The following is a 19,079-nucleotide window of genomic DNA, read 5'->3' on the forward strand; positions in this document are numbered from 1 at the left end:
CTGCAGCATCATCTGCTGGCGCCGACTCAAGAAACACTCAATCTGTTAGGACCTCTTAGTCTGGCGCTGAACTAACGACTCAGGACACTAGCGGTCCGTCTCCAGATCGCGGCTCACCGCGAGTGCCGCGTCCCGGACGCTCTGCACGAGCGCCGGGCGCGGCCTGCCGCGGGTGTCGCAGAGCCGGTCCACCGCGCCGGTGATGCCGATGGCGCCGACGACAAGCCCGCCGAACGAGCGGATCGGCGCGGCGACACCGGCCTCGCCGGGCACGAACTCCTCGACCTCAGCCGCCCAGTCCGCCTCGCGGATCCGCGCCAGCGCACCGCTCAGTGCCGCGCCCGTGGTGAGGGTGCGGCGGGTGTAGGGCTCGGGCGCACCCGACAGCACGGTCTGGGCGAGGTCGGCGTCGAACGCGAGCAGCACCTTGCCGAGCGCGGTCGCGTGCAGGGGCTGGGAACTGCCGACGTCGAGCGACTGCTGCGTGTCGTCCGGCCGGAACACGTGGTGCACCACCAGCACGCTGCCGCCGTCCGGCACGCCGAGCCGCACGGCCTCCCCGCTGCGGGCGGCGAGCGCGTCGGCCCAGTTGCTCGCGCGCGAGCGGAGGTCGTTGGCGTCGAGGTAGCCGGGACCGAGGTGCGACAACGCGTCCCCGAGTGAATACTGGCCGGATACGGGATCCTGGTGGACGAAGCCCACGCCCTGCAGGGTGCGCAGCAGCCCGTGCGCGGTGCCCTTCGCCAGCCCCAGCCCGGCGGCGATGTCGGCCAGCCCGAGCCTGCCCGACCCGCGCGCGAGCAGCCGCAGGATCGCGGCGGCGCGTTCGATGGACTGGATGGGGCCCGGCACGACGCGAACCTTAACCCCTTTCCGTTCGACAATGCCGACCGCACCTCCCGCGCCCGAGCTGCCGTTCGGCGCGGGCCACCCCCGTGCGCGAGATCGGGCGTTCGACGATGCCGAACGGTGCCCGTTGTCGCCCCCGTGATCGCTTCCTAACGTCCCCGGCACCCGCCCCGGTGGCGTGGCGGGACTGGGTTCGGAGGTGGCAATGGAGCGTCTCAAGGCCGGCGGGCTCGCCGGCGAGGTGCTGGCGGAATTCGCCGGCACCCTCATCCTGATCTTGTTCGGCGTGGGCGTGGTCGCGCAGGTCGCGGCCGCCGGTATCGGTGACCACGACAGCATCGCGTGGGCCTGGGGTCTCGGCGTGGTGCTCGGCGTGTTCGTCTCCGCCCGCATCAGCGGCGGACACCTCAACCCCGCGGTGACGGTGGCGCTGGCGGTGTTCCGCGACTTCTCGTGGCGCAAGGTCGCCCCGTACGTGCTCGCCCAGACCGCGGGCGCGTTCGTCGCCGCGCTGCTCGTGCGGTGGAACTACAGCGAGGTCCTGTCGGCCGCGGACCCGGGGCACACCATCAAGACCCAGGGCGTGTTCTCGACCCTGCCGGGCAACGGCACGCTGCCCGTGAGCGATCTCGGCGCGCTGCGCGACCAGATCATCGGCACCGCGATCCTGCTGTTCCTCGTCGCCGCGATCACCGACGCGCGCAACCTCGTGCCCCCGCAGTGGGCCTCGCCGATCATCGTCGGCGCCGTCGTCGTGGGCATCGGCATGGCGTGGGGCACCGACGCCGGGTACGCGATCAACCCCGCCCGTGACTTCGGCCCGCGGCTCGCGTCCTTCCTCACCGGCTACGACGGCGCGTGGCACGACCAGTACGGCGATCTCTACTTCTGGGTGCCGATCGTCGGTCCCCTGATCGGCGGCATCGTCGGCATCGCTCTCTACCGGCTGCTCGTCGGCCGGTTCCTCCCCACCGCCGGGCCGGCCGAGCCCGGGCGGATCCCCGTCGAGGCCAAGGCCTGAGCAGGAAGGTGACGACAATGGGCGAGTTCGTCGGCGCGATCGACCAGGGCACGACCAGCACCCGGTTCATGGTCTTCGACCACGGGGGCAATGAGATCGTGCGCCACCAGCTGGAGCACGACCAGATCCTGCCGCGGCCCGGCTGGGTCGAGCACAACCCGACCGAGATCTGGGAACGCACCCGCGCGGTCATCGAAAGCGCGCTCACCAAGGGCGACCTGCGGGCGAGCGACCTCGCGGCGGTCGGCATCACCAACCAGCGCGAGACGACCGTGGTGTGGAACCGGCGCACCGGCCGGCCCTACACCAACGCGATCGTCTGGCAGGACACGCGCACCGACCGCATCGCCGCCGCGCTCGACGCGGACGGCCGCGGCGACGTGATCCGGCAGAAGGCGGGCCTGCCGCCCGCGACGTACTTCTCCGCGGGCAAGCTGCAGTGGATCCTGGAGAACGTCGACGGCGTGCGTGCCGCGGCCGAGGCGGGCGACGCGATCTTCGGCACGATGGACACCTGGCTGCTGTGGCACCTCACCGGCGGCGTCGACGGCGGGGTGCACATCACCGATCCCACCAACGCCAGCCGCACGATGCTGATGAACCTGGAGACGTGGGACTGGGACGACGAGCTGTTGTCCTTCTTCGACATCCCGCGCCAGATGCTGCCGTTCATCCTCCCGTCGGGGAACCCGGAGCTGCACGGCGTGACCCGCGCGAACGGGCCGTTCGGCGGCGAGGTGAAGCTCGCCGGGGTGCTCGGCGACCAGCAGGCGGCGACCGTCGGCCAGCTGTGCTTCCGGCCCGGCGAGGCCAAGAACACCTACGGCACCGGCAACTTCCTGCTGCTCAACACCGGTCACGAGCTGGTGCGCTCGCAGCACGGGCTGCTCACCACGGTCGCCTACCAGTTCGGCGAGGAGAAGCCGGTCTACGCCTTGGAGGGCTCGATCGCCGTCACGGGCTCGGCCGTGCAGTGGCTGCGTGACCAGCTCGGCATCATCAGCGGTGCCGCGCAGAGCGAGGCGCTGGCGAGCCAGGTCGAGGACAACGGCGGCGTCTACTTCGTCCCGGCCTTCTCGGGCCTGTTCGCGCCGTACTGGCGTTCCGACGCGCGCGGCGCGCTGCTGGGCCTGTCCCGCTACAGCACCAACGCGCACGTGGCCCGCGCGACGCTGGAGGCGATCTGCTACCAGAGCCGCGACGTGGTGGAGGCGATGACCGCGGACTCCGGCGTCGAGCTGGAGGTGCTGCGGGTGGACGGTGGGGTGACCGCGAACCAGCTGTGCATGCAGCTGCAGGCGGACATCCTCGGCGTGCCGGTGTCGCGGCCGGTGGTCGCCGAGACCACCGCGCTCGGCGCCGCCTACGCCGCCGGCCTGTCGGTCGGGTTCTGGGGCTCCACGGACGAGCTGGAGCAGAACTGGCAGGAGGACCGCCGCTGGGAGCCGACGTGGAGCGACGAGCAGCGGGCCGAGGGCTACGCGGGCTGGAAGAAAGCGGTTTCCCGCACGGTCGGCTGGATCGACGCGGACTGACGGAAGCGAAGGAAGTAGGACACGTGCACGAATCCCTTGCCGGGCAACGGGCCCGGACCACGGAGCTGCTGACCACCGGCCGGTTCGACGTGCTGGTGATCGGCGGCGGCATCGTCGGGCTCGCGACCGCGTGGGAGGCCGCCAGGGCCGGGCTGCGCGTGGCGGTGGTCGAGAAGGGCGACTTCGCGTCGGCCACCTCCAGCGCCTCGTCGAAGCTCGTGCACGGCGGCCTGCGGTACCTGGCGATGGGCAACGTCAAGCTGGTGCGGGAGAACCACCGTGAACGCCGCGCGCTCGGCACCACGGTGGCCCCGCACCACGTGCGCCCGCTGCCGTTCCTCGTGGCACTGCGCCGCGGCGGCCCGCACGGGCCGGTGACGATCGGTGCCGGGATGCTCGCCTACACGGCGTTGTCCGGCTTCGCCGACGGCATCGGGCACATCATCTCGCCCGCCCGGGCGCAGCAGTACGTGTCGGGCCTGCGTGCCGACGCGCTGACGGCGTGCGGCATCTACCACGACCACCAGATGAACGACGCCCGGCTCGCGGTCACCACCGCGCGTGCCGCCGCCGCGTCCGGTGCCGTGCTGCTCAACCACGCCGAGGTGCTCGGCCTGCGCACCACCGGCGGGCAGGTGTCCGGTGTGGACGTCCGGGACACCTTGTCCGGCAAGGAGTTCGGCGTCGACGCCGAGGTCGTCGTGAACGCGGCCGGGCCGTGGGTCGACCACCTGCGGCGGCTGGAGGACCCGGCCGCACGGCCCAGCATGCGGCTGTCCAAGGGCACGCACCTCGTGCTGCGGCGGCACGGCACGTGGGACGCGGCGGTCACCACCCCGCTCGACGGCGGCCGCGTGTCCTTCGCCATCCCGTGGGAGGGCCGGCTGCTGCTGGGCACCACCGACGAGGAGTACCGGGGCGACCCGGGCGACGTCCGCCCCACGGACGCCGACGTGGACCAGATCCTCGGCGAGGCCGGGTTGTCGATCGGGGAGGAGCACCTGCGCCGGTCGGACATCGTGTACTCGTTCGCGGGGCTGCGCGTGCTGCCCGGCGGCGAGGGCGACACCCAGCACGCCAAGCGCGAGACCGTGGTCAGCGTCGGGCGCGGCGGCATGATCAGCATCGCGGGCGGCAAGTGGACGACGTTCCGCGACATCGGCCGGAAGGTGCTCAAGCAGCTGCGCACGCGGCTGCCCCAGGCCACGCCCGGTCCGGTCAACGCGCCGCTGCCCGGCGCGGCGAGCCCCGAGGCGGTGGAGCACGTGCTGCTGCGTGCCGCCCCGGAGCTGCCGCAGGACGTCGCCGCCCACCTGGCGCGGCACTACGGCTCGGTCAGCCACGAGCTGCTCGCGCTCGGGCTCGAAAACCCCGACCTGCTCGAGCGCGTGCACCCCGATGGACCCGACATCTGGGCCCAGGTGGTGTACGCGATCGAACGGGAGTGGGCGTGCGAGCCCGACGACGTCCTGCGCCGCCGCACCACGCTGACCGTGCGCGGCCTGGACACCCCCGAGATCCGCGCACGCGTCGCGGAGCTCCTCCAGGGCGCGCTGGTCTGAGGCCCGGGGAGGTGCTCAGGACTCGACGGCGGGCTTGAGCACCTCCTCGCACCACTGCCGGAACGTCGTCGGCGTGCCGCTGCGGTCGGCGTCCGGCTCGCCGAGGTCGAGGCCGTTGTCCTTGGCGGTCATCATGTCGATCAGGGCCTGCGCCACGGCCTCGGACGTGCCGCGGCCGAGCATCATCGCCTTCAGGTCCGCCGCGGGGATCCGCTGGTACCGCACGGGTTTGCCGAGCACCTCGGACATGGTGCGCGCGAGGTCCTCCTGGGACAGGTCCTCCGGGCCGAGCACGGGCACGCTGTCGTACCCGCTCCACGTCGGGTCCGTCAGCAGCCCGGTGGCCACGGCGGCGATGTCACGCGTCGCGCACGTCGGCGCCTTGGTGTCGCCCGCGATGATGTCGTAGAAGACGCCCTGGTCGCGGATCGAGGCGACCTGCCGGAGCAGGTTGTCCATGAACGTGGCGTTCGCGAGGGAGCGGTACGGCACGCCGGTGCTCGCGAGCAGGTCGTCCATCGCGATGGACGCCGTGACGTGCCCGGCGTTGCCGACGACCGGCGTGCCGCGGCCGACGGACGAGACGCCCACGACGCGGCCGACCCCCTGGGTCTTGATGGCTTCGTACGCGGGCCTGCTGAAGTCCACGTACGCGGCCTCGATGGTCTCCGCGCGCGGATCCGGTGGCACCAGCCAGAAAACGGCGTCGGCACCCTCGAACGCGCGGGTGACGACGTCGAGGTCGCCGTGCGAGCCCGGCACGACCTCGACGCGTTCTCGGACGTCGTCGGGCAGCTTGCCCGGGTCCCGCACGACGACGCGGACCCGCTCGTCCCGGTCGAGGAGGTTGCGGACGACCTGGCGGCCGATGGCGCCGGTGGGCGTGGTGACGACGATCATGAGGACCTCCTGGGATTTCCCTTTTGCCGCTGCCGAGTCAACTGCGGGCCGGGGCGGAGGTGAAGGACCGATCCAGTCGGCATTGATACCGTGGGAATATGAGTGATCTGGAGGTGCGGCAGCTGCGGTACTTCGTGGCGGTCGCCGAGGAGCTGCACTTCGGCCGCGCGGCGGAGCGGCTCGGGATGGCGCAGCCGCCGTTGTCGCGGGCGATCCGGGAGCTGGAGCGGCAGCTGGGCGTGCGGCTGCTCGAGCGCACGACGCGCCAGGTCAGGCTGACACCGGCGGGGGAGGTGCTGCTGCGGGACGCGCGCACCGCGATCGAGGCCGTCTCCGCCGCGGGCCGCAGGGCGCAGCACGCGGGGCGGCCGGCGCCGGGGCTGCGGCTGGCGCTGAAGGCGGACTACGACGCCGGCTTGCTGCCGCGGATCCTCAGCGCGTTCGAGCAGGAGGACGAGGCCGTGCCGGTGGAGCTGCTGCTCGGCGGCCGGGGCGAGCAGGCCCCGGCGTTGCGCGAGGGCAGGGCGGACGTCGCGCTGCTGCCGGAGCCGTTCGAGCCGCGGGGCCTGGACAGCGAGCCGCTGCTGACGGAACCGCGCCTGCTCGCGATCGCGGCGAACGACCCGCTCGCCGCCCGTTCTTCCTTGTGCCTGGCCGATTTGCGGGGGCGGACGCTGCCGGACGGCGGTGCGGCGGAGGACGGTGGCCTGGTGCTCGGTCCGGAGGCGATCCGCCGGTCGACGCGGGACCTGGCGCAGATCTTCAACCTCGTCGAGGTGAGCGGCCTGGTGTGGTTCGTGCCCGATTCCCTGGCGCGGCGCCATCCGCGGCCGGGCATCGCGTACCGCACGGTGACGGACCTCCCGCCGGTGACGCTGTTCCTGGCCTGGCCGCAGGATTCCCGTTCCCCGGCTGTGGCGGCGTTCGTGCGGGCGGCCACCGCGGTCGCGGCGGAGGTCGCGTCGCCGGCACCCGTGGCGGGGTGATGGTGTCGCCGGTGCTGATCGGGTCGCCGCTGGGTGACCGGGTGGAGATCACGGTGCTGGGCCGCATGCACCCCGGAGCGACGGATTTCGACGACGGGAACTGGTTGTACAGCCCCGTCGACGTCGTGGTGGGCGGGTTCAAGGGGCACATTCCCGCCGGGCTGCGGGCGGAAGAGCTGCGTGGTTTCCGCGAGGAGCTGGTGAAGGCGTACGAGGACTTCGGCGGCGTCGCGCGCCTGGAGTCGCTGGAGGAGTGGCTCAGCCTGACCGCGACGGTGCACCGCTCCGGCCGGATCGAGGTCCGGGGCGTGGCCCGCGACCAGCCAGGCAGCGCGAACACGCTGACGTTCCTCCTCGACGACCTCGACCAGACCGACCTGCCGCCGATCATCGACGCGCTCACCGCGATCGGGGAAGCGTTCCCCGTGCTCGGCGAACACGGTCAGCGTGGCGTCAACGTCACCGGCAAGCCGTCCACCGGCACGGGGAGCGACACGTAGTCCCACCGCACGCGGTAGCGCTCCGGCACCGTCCAGCGGTGCGCGCGCAGCATCTCGTGCAGCACGGCCTTCACCTCGAACATCCCGAAGTGCAGCCCGATGCACTTGTGCGCCCCGCCGCCGAAGGGCATCCACGCGAACCGGTGCGAGCGGTCCTCCCGCCTGTCCTCCGCGAAGCGCTCCGGGTCGAACGCGTGCGGGTTCGTCCAGTGGTCCGGCGAGAAGTGGTTGGTGCTGGGCGACAACGTGACCAGCGTCCCGGCGGGCACGTGGTGACCGAGCACCGCCACGTCCTTCACCGTCTTCCTCGGCAACGACGGCACCGGCGCGGTCAGCCGCAGCGACTCCTTGATCACCAGGTCCAGCGTCTTCAGCTCGTCCAGCGCGGCCAGGTCCGGGTAGTCGTCACCGAGCGCCAGTGACTCCGCGCGGGCCCGCTCCTGCCACTCCGGGTGCTTCGCGAGGTGGTATGCCGCCGCCGTGCTGGTGATCGTCGTGGTGTCGTGGGCGGCCATCATCAGGAAGATCATGTGGTTCACGACGTCGGCGTCGCTGAACTGCGCGCCGTCCTCGCCGGTCGCCTGGCACAGCACGGAAAACAGGTCCGGCCCCGGCGCACGCCGTTTCGCGGGCAGGTTCTCGCCGAAGTACCGCTCCAGCGTGCGCCGTCCCGCCAGGCCCGCCGCCCACCGGCCGCCCGGCACCGGGAACCGCACGAGCGACGTCGCCGCGCGCACCGAGTCCACGAACGCCCGGTTGAGCCGCGCGGCGTCGTTCCCGCTCGGCATGCCCATGAACACGCGTGACGCCACGTCGAGGGTGAGCCGCTTGAGGGCCCAGTACAACCGCGGCCGCCCCGGCCGGCCCCACGCCCCGACACCTTCCCGCAGCACCGGACCCCACTGCCGCGAGTACCCGGCGAGGCGGTCGCGCGTGAACGCCTCCTGCATGATCCGCCGGTGCAGGTGGTGCTCCTCGAAGTCCAGCAGCATCAGCCCGCGGTGGAAGAAGCGCTCGATGAGGAACTTCCAGCCCTCCTGCGAGAACGCCTTGTCCTTGTTCACCAGCGCCTGCTGCGTGGCCTCCGGGCCGCCGAGCACGACGAACCGCTGCCCGAACGAACCCATCCACGACACCGGCCCGAACGTCTCGAACCGCCGCAACGCGAACGCCGGCCCAAACCGCATCGAGTCCAGCGCGTGCCCGATCACCGGCGGTCCCGCGTCGCCGAGTACGGGGGCCAGGCCGCTGCCGGGCGGCGGTGGCGCGAGTTCGGTGACCGGCCACCGCTTGCCCAGCAGCCGCCGGTCGACGGCCGCGGGCAGCGGCAGCGAGGTGAGGGGCGGAACGCGGTCGCGGATCGTCACGAGACCTCCTCGGCACGTGCGCACTGCCCCCAGCGTGCCGCCCCTTCCCCCAACTGGCAAGACCCGTTGTCAGTCCCAGTCGAGCGAGCCGCCGGTCTGGTACTCGGTCACGCGGGTCTCGAAGAAGTTCTTCTCCTTCTTCAGGTCCATCGCCTCCGACATCCACGGGAACGGGTTTTCCGTCGCGCCGAAGATCGGCGCCAGCCCGATCTGCTGCGCCCGCCGGTCGGTGATGAAGTGCATGTACTGCTCGCACAGCTCCGCCGACAACCCGAGCATCCCGCGTGGCATCGTGTCGCGGGCGTAGGCGACCTCCAGCTCGCACGCCTCGATCAGCATCCCGCGCACCTCGTCGGCGAACTCCGGAGTCCACAGGTGCGGGTTCTCGATCTTGATCTGGTTGATGCAGTCGATGCCGAAGTTCAGGTGGATCGACTCGTCCCGCAGGATGTACTGGTACTGCTCGGCGATGCCCACCATCTTGTTGCGCCGTCCCAGCGACAGGATCTGCGCGAACCCGGTGTAGAACCACATGCCCTCGAACACGACGTAGAACGCCACGAGGTCGCGCAGGAAGTCCTGGTCGTCGGCGGCGTTTTCCAGGCCGCGGGTGTACTTCAGCGCCCACGCGTCCTTCGCGGTGATCGAGGGGACCTCGCGGTAGGCGTTGAACAGCTCGCCCTCGACGAGGCCGAGGCTCTCGCAGATGTACTGGAAGGTGTGCGTGTGCACGGCCTCCTCGAACGCCTGGCGCAGCAGGTACTGCCGGCACTCGGGGTTGGTGATCCGCTGGTACACCGCGAGCACGAGGTTGTTGGCCACCAGGGATTCCGCGGTCGCGAAGAAGCCCAGGTTGCGCTTGAGCATCACGCGTTCGTCCTCGGTCAGGCCGTCACGGGAGCGCCACAGCGCGATGTCGGCCTGCATCGACACCTCGGTCGGCATCCAGTGGTTGCTGCACGCCGCCAGGTACTTCTCCCAGGCCCAGCGGTACTTCAGCGGCAGCAGCTGGTTCACGTCGGCGCGGGCGTTGAGCATCGCCTTGTCGTCGATGCTGACGCGTCCCGCGTCGCGGTCGATCAGGGGGCTCACGTCGGTCACTGGCAGGCCTCGCAGTCGGGGTCGTCGATCCGGCAGGCGGCGGGTTCCGGTGCGGCGACCGGAACCGAGGGCACGGTGGCGGGCACGGCGTTGAGCTTGCCGTCCGTTCCGCGCAGGGTGCTCTTCTCCACGCTCGTGGCCGCGCGGGCCCGCAGGTAGTAGGTGGTCTTCAGGCCCTTGTGCCACGCGTAGCGGTACAGCTCGTCGAGCTTGCGGCCGCTCGGCGCGTCCACGTACAGGTTGAGCGACTGCGCCTGGTCGATCCACTTCTGCCGCCGGGACGCGGCGTCCACCAGCCACCGGCTGTCGATCTCGAACGCGGTGGCGTACAGCCGCTTGAGGTCGGCGGGGATCCGGTCGATCCGGGCGAGGCTGCCGTCGAAGTACTTCAGGTCCGACACCATCGCCTCGTCCCACAGCCCGCGTTCCTTGAGGCTGCGCACCAGGTGCGGGTTGACGACGGTGAAGTCGCCGGACATGTTGGACTTGACGAACAGGTTCTGGAACAGCGGCTCGATGGACTGGCCGACGCCGCAGATGTTGGAGATCGTCGCGGTGGGCGCGATCGCCATGACGTTGGAGTTGCGCATCCCGGTGGTGCGGACGCGTTCCCGCAGGCCGCCCCAGTCCAATGTGGACGAGTGGTCGACCTCCAGCCCGTCGCCGACGCGGGCCTGCTCCAGCAGGCGCAGCGAGTCGATCGGCAGGATGCCCTGGCTCCACAGGGATCCTTCGAAGGACTCGTACCGCCCGCGTTCGGCGGCGAGGTCCGCGGAGGCGGAGATCGCGTAGTAGCTGATGTGCTCCATGCTGCGGTCGGCGAACTCGACGGCCTCCTCGGACGCGAACGGCAGGCCGAGCTCGAACAACGCGTCCTGGAAGCCCATCAGGCCCAGCCCGACGGGGCGGTGCCGCAGGTTGGACCGGCGTGCCTCGGGGATCGTGTAGAAGTTGATGTCGATGACGTTGTCCAGCATCCGGACGGCGGTGCGGACGGTGCGCTCCAGTTTCGCGGTGTCCAGCCCCTCCGGCGTGACGTGCTGGAGGAGGTTCACCGAGCCGAGGTTGCACACGGCGACCTCGTCGGTGCTGGTGTTGAGCGTGATCTCGGTGCACAGGTTCGACGAGTGCACGACGCCGGCGTGCTGCTGCGGCGAGCGCAGGTTCGACGGGTCCTTGAACGTGATCCACGGGTGCCCGGTCTCGAACAGCATGGTCAGCATGCGCCGCCACAGGTCCACGGCCCGCACGCGCTTGAACACCTTGATCTCGCCCCGGTCGGCGGCGGCCTCGTACTCGCGGTAGCGCTGGGCGAACGCGTCGCCGTAGAGGTCGTGCAGGTCGGGCGTCTCGTCGGGGGAGAACAGCGTCCACGCCCCGTCGGCCTCGACGCGGCGGAGGAACTCGTCGGGCACCCAGTTGGCGGTGTTCATGTCGTGGGTGCGCCGCCGGTCGTCGCCGGTGTTCTTCCGCAGGTCGAGGAACTCCTCGACGTCGATGTGCCAGGTCTCGAGGTAGGCGCAGGCGGCGCCCTTCCGTTTCCCGCCGTTGTGCACCAGGCCCGCGACCGTCATGTAGGACTGGTCGCCCTCGACCTTGAGGTCGAACACGGTGGGCACCACATCGATCTCGCGCACGTCGCGTACGCGGGAAAAGACCATCCCCTGGTACTCGATCCAGTTCCGCTTCACCGCCGGACGGCAGCCGAGCAACTGCGCGATCTCCGGCACCGCGGGGACCCGGATGTCGAGGGTCTTCCCATCCGACGGAATCCCCAGGCGAAGCAGTTGGTAACGCACTGCGGCCGCGAGGTGGCGCGAGGTCGTGGTGAAGTAGACCTCGACACCCCGCGACACGCCGCCATGGGTCTCCAGCAAACCCTGCAGCAGAGCCAGGGTCTGCGGCCTGGGCAGGTGCGCCAGCCTGCGAGCAATGCGCTTGTTGTGTTCGCCGTCGTAGAGGTCCGCAGCGGTGAACGGCAGGGATGGCTCGCGCGCTCCCGTGAGCGGTTCCGCGGCCCAGTGGATCTGTGCGTAGCTGTCGCCGCGTCCGGTTTCCCAGAAGTGGATGCCGCGCTCGGTGAGGTACTTCCGGACGAAGTCCAGATGGGTGTCCAGCTCGGGATTCCCGGAGACGCCCCACTGCTGTCCGTCCTTGGACAGGTGACCGTCGCCCAGCAGGATGCCGTACAGACGCGCGTCCTCTTCGGTGAAGCCGGGCAGGGGCACGACCTCCTTCGGCACGACCTGGGCCACGTAGTCGCCCTTGGTCAGGTGGCTCGCGTCGACCCACTCCGGACGGACCTTGCCGTCCGCGAGCCACTTGAGGGTCCGCTGGTTCTCCTGCCCGAGCGGCACGCCCTGGATGGCGTAGAACGGGTGTCCTGACGTGACCTTCAGGGTTTCGGCGGAGTGCTTGACGTTCACCTCGACCATCGGGTCGGTCTGGTCGTAGGCGAGTACGTCGGTCACCTCGCGGTAGCTGCCGCTCGAGCCGAGCACCAGGTCACCGACGCGGACGTCCCGGATCGCCTTGACCCCGTCCGCGGTGTAGATGCCCGTCTCCGGTGCGAAGCACTGGTTCACGGCCACCGCGGTGTCGTTCGCGATCTTGAGGAACGGGACCACGCCCTGCGACTTGCCGTTGGTGCCCTTGATGTGCGCGCCGAGGCCGCGGACCGGCGTCCAGTCGTTGCCGAGGCCGCCGGAGTACTTGGCCAGCAGTGCGTTGTTCTTGTACGACTGGAAGATCGAGTCCAGCTCGTCGTCGACCGTGGTCAGGAAGCACGACGACAGCTGCGGGCGCGTCGTGCCGGAGTTGAACAGCGTCGGCGTCGAGGCCATGAACGCGAAGCTCGACAACAGCTCGTAGAACTCGATCGCGCGCTTCTCGCGGTCGTCCTCGCGCAGTGCCAGGCCCATCGCGACCCGCATGAAAAACGCCTGCGGCAGCTCGAACCGCGTGCCGTCGTGGTGCAGGAAGTAGCGGTCGTAGAGGGTCTGCAGGCCGAGGAAGCCGAAGTCGAGGTCGCGCTCGGGGCGGATCGCCGCGGTGATCTTCTTCAGGTTGAACTTCGCCAGCTCGGGGTCGGCCAGCTCCAGCTCGATCGCCCGCGCGAGGTAGTCGCGGAAGTAGCCGGGGTAGTTGAGCTCGTCGTGGCTGGCCTGGCGCGGCTCGCCGGCCAGGTAGCCCAGCGCCTCGCCCCGCAGCTTGTCCAGCAGCAGGCGGGCCGTGACGAACGAGTAGTTGGGCTCCTTCTCCACGAGCGTGCGGGCGGCCATGATCAGCGCCGTCCCCAGCTCGTCGGCCGTGATGCCCTGGTAGAGGTTCCGCTTGGTCTCGGCCAGCACCGGCTCCGCCGACACGTCGTCGATCCCCGCGACGGCCTCGCCGACGACGTGCTCGACGCGGGCCCAGTCGACGTGCGCGGAGGCGTCCGGCTCGGCGGGCTGTTCGCGGGCCTTCGCGTGCTCCTCCTGGTAGAGCACGTACGCGCGGGCGACCTTGTGGTGCCCGCCGCGCATGAGCGCGAGCTCCACCTGGTCCTGGATCTGCTCGATGTGCAGCGCGGCCTCGGGGGTGGCGTGGCGCAGCAGAGCCGTCTCGACCTGGCCGGTCAGCTCGGTCACGACGTGGTGGATGCGCGAGGACGCCGCGGCGCCGTCCCCTTCGACCGCGAGGAAGGCCTTGGTCAGGGCGACCGAGATCTTGCCCGCGTCGAAGGGGGACACACTGCCGTCGCGGCGGATGACCTGCACGGCGGTGCGCGCCGGCCGTGAGGTGGTCTCCACAGACATGCATCACTCCAAAAATGGGCGCGTGGGATCGGCACGCCGCCCGGGGGACGACGTGCTGGAGGACAGGCTTCGCCCGGCAGCCAGCGTCTCCCGTCGCTGGGCGCTGCCGGTGATCGAAGACTACATCTAGGGGTGTCTCTCCGCGAGCACCCCAATATGCGGGCGTGTCGGCGGGTCGTGCTAGCGGGGTCCGCAGAGAAACAATCAAGCGTGCTTGATTTTTCCGGTGACCGGTGCCAGGCTCCGTGACAGGCGCGAGGAGGCGAATGCGGTGGTGGACCTGCGACCGATCCTGAGCGATCTGGCGGCCGAGAGCCAGGCGCTCGACGACATCGTGGCCGGGGCGGACTGGGCGACGCCGACACCGGCCGAGGGCTGGACGATCGCCCACCAGATCGGGCACCTCGCGTGGACCGACGCGAAGGCGCTGCTCGCGGTGCGCACGCCGGACGACTTCGGCGCGGAGGTCCAGCGCGCGCTCGCCGCGGGCGACGGCTACGTCGACGCGGGGGCCGTGGACGAGGCGGGCAAACCGCGCGACCAACTGCTCCAGGAGTGGCGGACCGGACGGGAAGCGCTTTCCGCGGCGCTGGAAACGGCTCCGGCAGGCACGAAATTCCCTTGGTACGGCCCGCCGATGAGCGCCGCTTCGATGGCGACGGCCCGCTTGATGGAAACCTGGGCGCACGCGCAGGACGTGTACGACGCGCTGGGGATCCCGCACGAGCCGACGGACCGCATCCGGCACATCGCGCGCTTCGGCGTCCGCACCAGGGACTTCGCCTTCGCGGTCCATTCGCTCGCGCCACCGCCCGTCGAGTTCCGCGTGGAGTTGCGCGCCCCGGACGGTACATTGTGGACATACGGGCCAGAGGACGCCGAACAGCGGGTCACGGGCAGCGCGCTGGACTTCTGCCTGGTGGTGACGCAGCGGCGGCATCCCGCGGACACCGATCTGGTGGCCGAGGGGGCGGACGCGGCGAAGTGGCTGGAGATCGCCCAGGCGTTCGCCGGCCCGCCCGGAAAGGGCCGCAAGCCGGGGGAGTTCGCGTGACCCTGCGCATCGGCAACGCGTCCGGTTTCTACGGTGACCGTTTTTCGGCGGTGCGGGAGATGCTCACCGGCGGGCCGCTCGACGTCCTGACCGGGGACTACCTCGCGGAGCTGACCATGCTGATCCTCGGCCGCGACCGGCTGAAGGACGCTTCACGCGGGTACGCCAAGACGTTCCTGCGTCAGCTGGAGGAAAACCTCGGGCTGGCCCAGGAAAAGGGCGTCAAGATCGTCACCAACGCGGGTGGCCTCAACCCCGCCGGACTCGCCGACGCCATCCGCGACCTGGCCGCGAAGCTCGGGCTGGACATCGCCGTCGCCCACGTGGAGGGCGACGAGCTGCTGCCCTCAGCCGAACGCCTGGGGCTGGGAAAACCCTTGACCGCCAACGCTTACCTCGGTGCGTGGGGAATCGCGGAGTGCCTGAAGGCCGGCGCCGACGTGGTGGTGACCGGCCGCGTGACGGACGCGTCGCTCGTCGTCGGCCCGGCCGCGGCGCACTACGGCTGGCGGCGCGACGACTACGACCGGCTCGCCGGTGCGGTCGTCGCCGGGCACGTCCTCGAATGCGGTGCGCAGGCCACGGGCGGGAACTACGCGTTCTTCACCGAGCACGACCTCGGCACGCCCGGCTTCCCGATCGCGGAGATCGAGGCCGACGGATCGAGCGTGATCACGAAGCACCCCGTCACCGGGGGAGCCGTCACGGTCGGCACGGTCACCGCGCAGCTGCTGTACGAAATCGCGGGACCGCGGTACGCCGGACCGGACGTGACGACCCGCTTCGACACCGTTGCGCTGGAACAAGCCGGGCCGGACCGGGTGCGGATCAGCGGCGCGAAGGGCGAACCGCCGCCGCCGACGCTGAAGGTCTGCCTCAACACCCTCGGCGGTTTCCGCAACGAGACCACGTTCGTCCTCACCGGACTGGACATCGACGCGAAGGCCGCGCTGGTCCGGGAGCAGCTGGAACGGTCGCTGAAGGACCGCCCGCCCGCGGAGATCCGCTGGACGCTGGCCAGGACCGATCGCGAGGACGCCGACACCGAACAGGGCGCGAGTGCGCTGCTGCGGTGCGCGGTCAAGGATCAGGATCCGAAGGTCGCCGGACGCGCCTTCAGCGGTGCCGCGATCGAACTCGCGCTCGCCAGTTATCCCGGGTTCCACGTGACAGCACCACCGTCGGACGCGTCGCCGTACGGCGTGTACGCCGCGTCCTATGTGGACGCTTCGGAGGTGCACCACACCGCGGTGTTGCCCAAGGGTGACCGGGTCGAAATCCCGCATTCGGAACAGACCCTGGAACTGTCTGATGTGGAGGAACCCGCGCTTCCCAAGCCGTACACGGGTCCGACCCGTCGCGCACCGCTGGGTGCCGTTGTGGGCGCGCGCAGCGGCGACAAGGGTGGCGACGCGAACCTCGGCGTGTGGGTGCGGTCCGAGGAGCAGTGGCGCTGGCTCGCGAACACCCTCACCGTCGAGGAGTTCCGGCGGCTGTTGCCCGAAACCGCGGAACTGCCGGTGAAACGGTACGCGCTGCCCAACCTGTACGCGCTCAACTTCGTCGTCACCGGGCTGCTCGGTGAGGGCGTCGCTTCCCAGGCGCGGTTCGACCCGCAGGCCAAGGCGCTCGGCGAATGGCTGCGGGCCCGGCACACGGAGGTCCCGGCATGATCGACACCCCGGAACGCGCAGAACTGCGCAAGACCGTCCGCCGGTTCGTGGAGACCGAAGTGCTGCCGCACCTCGACGAGTGGGAGCGCGCCGGTGAGCTGCCGCGCGAGCTGCACCGCAAGGCGGGGGCGATCGGGCTACTCGGCGTGTCGTTCCCGGAAAGCGCGGGCGGTGGCGGCGGGAACTACCTCGACGCGCTCGTGGTCGCGGAGGAGATCCTGTACGCGGGCGGCTCGGGCGGGCTCGTCGCGTCGCTGCTGACCAACGGGATCGCCGTGCCGCACATCGTCGAAGCCGGCGACCCCGCCCAGATCGAGCGGTGGGTGTGGCCTACGCTCGAAGGCGAGCTGATCGGTTCCCTGGCGATCACGGAACCGGACGGTGGGTCGGACGTGGCGGGTATCCGCACGACCGCGCGCCGGGACGGGGACCACTACGTCGTCAACGGCGCCAAGACCTACATCACCTCCGGCTGCCGCGCCGACTTCGTCACCACCGCGGTGCGGACCGGAGGCCCGGGCGCGCACGGGATCTCCCTGCTCGTCGTCGAGCGCGGCACGCCCGGGTTCACCGTGTCCCGCAAGCTGGAGAAGATGGGCTGGCACTGCTCGGACACCGCGGAACTGTCCTACGTGGACGTTCGCGTGCCCGCCGCGAACCTGGTGGGTCAGGAGAACAGTGGGTTCGTCCAGATCGCCACGCAGTTCGTCGTCGAACGCCTGTCGCTCGCCGTCCAGGCCTACGCGACCGCGCAGCGGGCGCTGGACCTGACGCTGGAGTGGTGCCGCCTGCGGGAGACGTTCGGCCGCCCGCTGATTTCCCGGCAGCTCGTCCAGCACAAGCTCACCGAGATGGCCCGCCGCACGGACCTCGCCCGCGTCTACACCCGGCACGTCGCCGAACGGCACGTGGCGGGGGAGGAGGTCATCGCGGAGGCGTGCTTCGCCAAGAACAGTGCCGTCGAGGCCGCGGAGTGGGTCGTCAACGAGGCGGTGCAGCTGCACGGCGGGCTCGGGTACATGCGCGAGTCCGAAGTGGAGCGGCACTACCGGGACGTGCGCATCCTCGGCATCGGCGGCGGGACGAACGAGATCCTGACCGGACTGGCCGCGAAACGATTGGGGTACACCGCTTGAGCGTCATCAGGTCCGCTGTGGACACCGCGAGCGAGGAGTTCGCGGCGAACAAGGAGGCGATGCTGGCCAAGCTCGCCGAGATCGAGGCCGAGCACGCCAAGGCCATCGCCGGGGGCGGCGAGAAGTACGTGGCACGCCACCGCAAGCGCGGCAAGCTGCTCGCGCGCGAGCGGATCGAGCTGCTGCTGGACGAGGACTCGCCGTTCCTGGAGCTGTCCCCGCTCGCCGCGTGGGGCACCGACTACCACGTGGGCGGCAGCGTCGTCACCGGCATCGGCACCGTCGAGGGCGTCGAATGCCTGATCGTCGCCAACGACCCGACCGTCAAGGGCGGCGCGAGCAACCCGTCGAGCCTGAAGAAGGGCCTGCGGGCGGCCGAGATCGCCGCCGAGAACCGCCTGCCGACGATCAACCTCGTCGAGTCCGGCGGCGCGGACCTGCCCACGCAGAAGGAGATCTTCATCCCCGGCGGGCGGACGTTCCGCAACCTGACGAACTCCTCCGCCGAGCGCGTCCCGACGATCGCGCTGGTGTTCGGCAACTCCACCGCCGGTGGCGCGTACCTGCCCGGCATGTCGGACTACGTGGTGATGGTCAAGGAACGCGCGAAGGTGTTCCTCGGCGGCCCGCCGCTGGTGAAGATGGCGACGGGGGAGGAGTCCGACGACGAGTCGCTGGGCGGCGCGGAGATGCACGCCCGCACCTCCGGCCTGGCCGACTACCTGGCGGTCGACGAGGAGGACGCGATCCGGCTCGGCCGCAGCATCGTCAAACGGCTCAACTGGCACAAGCAAGGCCCGGCGCCCAAGCCCGACTACGAAGAACCGCGCTACGACCCCGGAGACCTGGTGGGCATCGTGCCCGGCGGCCTGAAGGTGCCCTTCGACCCGCGTGAGGTGATCGCCCGCGTCGTCGACGGCTCGGACTTCGACGAGTTCAAGCCGCTGTACGGGCCGAGCCTGGTGACCGGCTGGGCGGACGTGCACGGTTACCCGGTCGGCATCCTCGCCAACGCGCAGGGCGTGCTGTTCAGCGAGGAGTCGCAGAAGGCCACGCAGTTCATCCAGCTGGCCAACCAGACCGACACGCCGCTGATCTTCCTGCACAACACCACCGGCTACATGGTGGGCCGCGAGTACGAGCAGGGCGGCATCATCAAGCACGGCGCGATGATGATCAACGCGGTGTCGAACTCGAAGGTGCCGCACATCTCCATCCTGATGGGCGCCTCCTACGGCGCCGGCCACTACGGCATGTGCGGCCGGGCGTACGGGCCGCGCTTCCTGTTCGCCTGGCCCAGCGCCAAATCCGCGGTGATGGGGCCGCAGCAGCTGGCGGGCGTGCTGTCGATCGTCGCCCGCGCGGCGGCGGCGAACCGCGGCCAGGCCTACGACGAGGACGGCGACAAGGCCATGCGTGCCATGGTCGAACAGCAGATCGAGGCCGAGTCGATGCCGATGTTCCTGTCCGGCATGCTCTACGACGACGGCATCATCGACCCCCGCGACACCCGGACGGTGCTCGGGCTGAGCCTGTCCGCCATCGCCAACGGACCGATCAAGGGCGCCGAGGGCTTCGGCGTCTTCCGGATGTGAGGC

Annotated in this window: 14 protein-coding genes; 9 read left to right on the forward strand and 5 right to left on the reverse strand. The window is 70.6% G+C overall.

All coding sequences use genetic code 11. From position 1 onward, the window contains the following. Positions 1-87: 87 nt before the first annotated feature. On the reverse strand, positions 88-852 hold the full coding sequence (locus tag ABFX51_RS36950; RefSeq protein WP_091503808.1) for an IclR family transcriptional regulator: 765 nt from the start codon (positions 850-852) through the stop codon (positions 88-90). 202 nt (positions 853-1,054) lie between these two features. Here ABFX51_RS36950 and ABFX51_RS36955 point away from each other — a divergent pair, with 202 nt between their 5' ends. The 3 genes from ABFX51_RS36955 to ABFX51_RS36965 are packed head-to-tail and all read left to right on the forward strand — an operon-like array spanning position 1,055 to position 4,967. Further along, positions 1,055-1,870 carry an MIP/aquaporin family protein gene (locus tag ABFX51_RS36955; RefSeq protein ID WP_346056572.1) on the forward strand — a complete coding sequence of 272 codons (816 nt, stop codon included), beginning with the start codon at positions 1,055-1,057 and terminating at the stop codon, positions 1,868-1,870. A gap of 17 nt (positions 1,871-1,887) precedes the next feature. Next, positions 1,888-3,405: a glycerol kinase GlpK gene (glpK, locus tag ABFX51_RS36960; protein ID WP_091503811.1), complete on the forward strand. Its 1,518-nt coding sequence runs from the start codon at positions 1,888-1,890 to the stop codon at positions 3,403-3,405. Between the two features lie 23 nt (positions 3,406-3,428). After that, entirely contained in the window at positions 3,429-4,967 is a 1,539-nt protein-coding gene (locus ABFX51_RS36965) for a glycerol-3-phosphate dehydrogenase/oxidase (RefSeq protein ID WP_346056573.1), read from the forward strand. Between the two features lie 15 nt (positions 4,968-4,982). Here ABFX51_RS36965 and ABFX51_RS36970 read toward each other — a convergent pair whose 3' ends face one another. Beyond that, a complete protein-coding gene (locus ABFX51_RS36970; RefSeq protein WP_346056574.1) occupies positions 4,983-5,867 on the reverse strand; it encodes an NAD(P)H-binding protein in 885 nt (294 codons plus the stop codon). A 98-nt stretch (positions 5,868-5,965) separates the two neighbouring features. Between ABFX51_RS36970 and ABFX51_RS36975 the strand changes: the two genes are divergently transcribed. Next, positions 5,966-6,853 carry a LysR family transcriptional regulator gene (locus tag ABFX51_RS36975; protein ID WP_346056575.1) on the forward strand — a complete coding sequence of 296 codons (888 nt, stop codon included), beginning with the start codon at positions 5,966-5,968 and terminating at the stop codon, positions 6,851-6,853. A gap of 11 nt (positions 6,854-6,864) precedes the next feature. Continuing rightward, positions 6,865-7,353, forward strand: coding sequence for a WapI family immunity protein (locus ABFX51_RS36980; RefSeq protein WP_346056576.1), 489 nt, complete (start codon positions 6,865-6,867; stop codon positions 7,351-7,353). On the opposite strand, the gene ABFX51_RS36985 is transcribed toward ABFX51_RS36980, so the two are convergent. The 3 genes from ABFX51_RS36985 to ABFX51_RS36995 all read right to left on the reverse strand — a co-directional run bounded on the left by ABFX51_RS36985 (position 7,296) and on the right by ABFX51_RS36995 (position 13,618). Further along, positions 7,296-8,720 carry a cytochrome P450 gene (locus ABFX51_RS36985; protein WP_346056577.1) on the reverse strand — a complete coding sequence of 475 codons (1,425 nt, stop codon included), beginning with the start codon at positions 8,718-8,720 and terminating at the stop codon, positions 7,296-7,298. The two genes, ABFX51_RS36980 and ABFX51_RS36985, sit on opposite strands and share 58 nt — an antisense overlap. 69 nt (positions 8,721-8,789) lie before the next feature. After that, the gene (locus tag ABFX51_RS36990) at positions 8,790-9,812 is read right to left on the reverse strand and encodes a ribonucleotide-diphosphate reductase subunit beta (RefSeq protein WP_428832536.1); all 1,023 of its coding nucleotides are present in this window, start codon (positions 9,810-9,812) and stop codon (positions 8,790-8,792) included. 5 nt (positions 9,813-9,817) lie between these two features. Next, complete coding sequence (locus ABFX51_RS36995; protein WP_346056578.1) at positions 9,818-13,618, reverse strand: ribonucleoside-diphosphate reductase subunit alpha; 3,801 nt, start codon at positions 13,616-13,618, stop codon at positions 9,818-9,820. 271 nt (positions 13,619-13,889) lie between these two features. Here ABFX51_RS36995 and ABFX51_RS37000 point away from each other — a divergent pair, with 271 nt between their 5' ends. Genes ABFX51_RS37000 through ABFX51_RS37015 form a run of 4 tightly spaced genes read left to right on the forward strand, consistent with a single transcriptional unit; the run spans position 13,890 to position 19,076 of the window. Next, positions 13,890-14,672: a TIGR03084 family metal-binding protein gene (locus tag ABFX51_RS37000; RefSeq protein WP_346056579.1), complete on the forward strand. Its 783-nt coding sequence runs from the start codon at positions 13,890-13,892 to the stop codon at positions 14,670-14,672. Continuing rightward, positions 14,669-16,345: an acyclic terpene utilization AtuA family protein gene (locus tag ABFX51_RS37005; RefSeq protein WP_346056580.1), complete on the forward strand. Its 1,677-nt coding sequence runs from the start codon at positions 14,669-14,671 to the stop codon at positions 16,343-16,345. The genes ABFX51_RS37000 and ABFX51_RS37005 overlap by 4 nt, the downstream gene beginning before the upstream one ends. Beyond that, positions 16,342-17,481: an acyl-CoA dehydrogenase family protein gene (locus ABFX51_RS37010; protein WP_346056581.1), complete on the forward strand. Its 1,140-nt coding sequence runs from the start codon at positions 16,342-16,344 to the stop codon at positions 17,479-17,481. Before ABFX51_RS37005 ends, ABFX51_RS37010 begins: the two co-directional genes overlap by 4 nt. Then, positions 17,478-19,076, forward strand: coding sequence for an acyl-CoA carboxylase subunit beta (locus ABFX51_RS37015; protein ID WP_346056582.1), 1,599 nt, complete (start codon positions 17,478-17,480; stop codon positions 19,074-19,076). The genes ABFX51_RS37010 and ABFX51_RS37015 overlap by 4 nt, the downstream gene beginning before the upstream one ends. Positions 19,077-19,079: the final 3 nt, after the last annotated feature.

The organism is Amycolatopsis dongchuanensis, assembly GCF_039542405.1.
Taxonomy (GTDB): domain Bacteria; phylum Actinomycetota; class Actinomycetes; order Mycobacteriales; family Pseudonocardiaceae; genus Amycolatopsis_E; species Amycolatopsis_E sacchari.